We start from the raw sequence: 2,536 nt of genomic DNA on the forward strand, positions 1-2,536 counted from the left end.
AGAGGTAACCAAAAACTGGCCGAACATGAGCAAGAAATTTATCTGGATGGACAGGTGCTTACAAAGTCGCCATTTATCTATGAAAAGGATTACGATTTGGGTGACATCGTTACTCTGCAAAATCGGGAATGGGGCATTGGGCTAGATACCCGGATTACCGAAGTTAAAGAAATTTACGAGAGAGGGGGGGAGACGAATTGACATAACCTTTGATAATCGTAGGCCGACTTTGATTGATAAGATTAAACAAGAATTTAGTCAGGTCGGTATGGAGCTTCGGAGATAAACGTTTAGCAGTCGTTATTTTTTATGCCTTTTAGGATGATAAAGTATATCCCCAGTAGGCTTTTTTATTTTGGTTATATTTCTATATTTACTCTCTTGGCTAATTTATAATTAAATGGGAGAGGAGGGAGATCATGACTGCATACTTTAATGATATAACAAATCAATTTAATCCTAGGAAGGTGTTGTTATATTCGAAAGATGGTCAATATTTCTGTGAATCTAAAAAACATGAAATGAAGCAAACGAATTTATCAACTTATGTTTGTCAAGAGTGTAAGAAAATATATATGGGTCCACTAATGATCAGATGATTTTCAGGGTACATCCTAACGGGTGTACTTTTTTCTTTTACATCAGGACGATAATGTGACATAAATAATAAAGGAAGGGGATAGAAATGGAAGAATACAAATATGATAAGGTACCTATAAATCCCTCAATTATAGAGGAATTAATAATTGAATTGTTCAATGGTAAAACTATTAAACGTAATGAAATAGTAGAAGGAGTCTTAAATCACCATATAGCAAATGGAGGATTATCGCCAGAGGCTAAAGACTTTCCGAGGTCAGTTAAAAAAGCGCTTAGTAACATGTCTAAAAAAGGATGGGCAATAAATAAGACGTATGGTTATTGGGAAATAAATAAAGGGGATTCACTTGTAATGGAAGAGATTGAGTGCCAAGAAGATGAAACAAAAGAAGAATATTATCCAGAAATTTCAGCACAAGTTGTATATGGAAATGGTAGTTCCTCAGTTTATTTATACTACTTTGATACTTACAAAAAATTGGCTTTATCTGAAGGTAAAAAAACATGGCCTTGCAAAATTGGAAGATCCGACAGAGACCCGTTAACCCGAATACTATCTCAAGGAACTACAGCATTACCGGAAAAACCCACAATTGAATTTGTCATTAAAACTAACGATTCATCTTTATTGGAAACGATGTTGCATTCTATATTAAAAATGAGAGGACAACATATTGAACACTCTCCTGGATCAGAATGGTTTAATACAAACCCTAGTGAAGTAATTGAATTAATTCAAATCGTAAATAAAAACTTGTTGGATATATAAAACTATTTCAATGCTAACACTTAAGCACTCTTGTTCAAGGGTGCTTTTCCATTTCTAAATTCTATATTTTTACTTAGAAACATACAAATATGCAAAAAAAAATGAGATGAGAATTTGTAACAAGTAAAGAGTGAGATAGTCGATTGGATACATTGATAAGAATAAAAAACTGTGAATTAGAAGAAGAAAAAGAGGTCAAGGGGTGACGGTAATGGAATATATACAAAGAATTTATGCTGCTCTTATGGGAGCGTTATTTACACCACTATTTGAAAATCTGTACGGTGAAGGAGAAACTGTTAAGGCAATCATGGTTGCTGTCGCGTTTTTTATTGCTATGGACTGGCTTAGTGGCATTCGAGCTGCTAAAAAAGATAATACTTATGCTTCAAAGTACGGATTAGACGGTGTCTTTCGTACTTTTTTTATTGCTTTGCTACCGGCCGGTGGACATTTATTAGATGCTGCACTAAGTCTTCCAGGTATTTTATTTGGACTCTTGTCGTTTGGAGTCCTATACCATGTGTTGCAATCGATGACGGCGAATGCAATTAGATCTGGCTGGTGTGATTGGGTGCCAGTTTCCGCATTAGAAAAAATTACTTAGTGGGTTGGATCGGAGTTAGAATCTAAAATTAGTCGATCAGAGAAACGGAAAAATGAGAGGGGAGTTCAGTAATGGTTAAAGTAGTTGTAATCGATTTTGGACATGGCTTTCCGGATCCAGGCGCAGTTAAATACGGTCAGGAATATAAGTACGCCCGCCAGATCGGTGTAGAGGTGGCGAAGCGGCTGCCAGAATCCATCAAAGTGATTTATACTCGTACATCCGACAAAGCGTTAGACACCAACAAAGGACGTGATTTAAACATCCGTTGTAACATTGCAAATAACGCTCGTGCCAATCTATTTGTCAGCATTCATTTGAACGCTGGTGGCGGTACGGGATATGAAACATTGGTTTATTCACCTTGTAAAGAGGGTGATACGCTACATGCCGAGGTAGCAAAAGTTTTACCTAAACACGACCTTAAAGACCGCGGCATTAAGTCACGTAAAGACGTTCGTGTGCTAAATGGTACACAGATGCCTGCTTTATTACTAGAGTGTCTATTTATTGACAACAAAGCTGATATGGACAAGTTAAACAACCAATCGTTCTTCAAA

Annotated in this window: 4 protein-coding genes; all 4 read left to right on the forward strand. The window is 36.5% G+C overall.

Annotated elements, in window-relative coordinates; genetic code table 11:
• Nucleotides 1–201 (forward strand): siphovirus ReqiPepy6 Gp37-like family protein (locus IRB43_RS17510; RefSeq protein ID WP_238942087.1); only part of this gene is annotated, 201 nt, incomplete at its 5' end.
• 484 nt (nucleotides 202–685) lie between these two features.
• Nucleotides 686–1,369 carry a GIY-YIG nuclease family protein gene (locus IRB43_RS17515; RefSeq protein ID WP_203364730.1) on the forward strand — a complete coding sequence of 228 codons (684 nt, stop codon included), beginning with the start codon at nucleotides 686–688 and terminating at the stop codon, nucleotides 1,367–1,369.
• A 211-nt stretch (nucleotides 1,370–1,580) separates the two neighbouring features.
• The gene (locus IRB43_RS17520; RefSeq protein ID WP_203364732.1) at nucleotides 1,581–1,976 is read left to right on the forward strand and encodes a phage holin family protein; all 396 of its coding nucleotides are present in this window, start codon (nucleotides 1,581–1,583) and stop codon (nucleotides 1,974–1,976) included.
• A 71-nt stretch (nucleotides 1,977–2,047) separates the two neighbouring features.
• On the forward strand, nucleotides 2,048–2,536 hold a 489-nt coding region (locus IRB43_RS17525; protein WP_203364731.1), incomplete at its 3' end, for an N-acetylmuramoyl-L-alanine amidase.

It is taken from the genome of Bacillus sp. REN10 (assembly GCF_016820555.1).
In the GTDB taxonomy this organism is placed as follows: domain Bacteria; phylum Bacillota; class Bacilli; order Bacillales; family Domibacillaceae; genus Bacillus_CE.

What these genes read in the sequence shown, in the direction of transcription:
- IRB43_RS17515 (WP_203364730.1), top strand. Translation starts at nt 686, where the DNA reads ATGGAAGAATACAAATATGATAAGGTACCTATAAATCCCTCAATTATA.
- IRB43_RS17520 (WP_203364732.1), top strand. Translation starts at nt 1,581, where the DNA reads ATGGAATATATACAAAGAATTTATGCTGCTCTTATGGGAGCGTTATTT.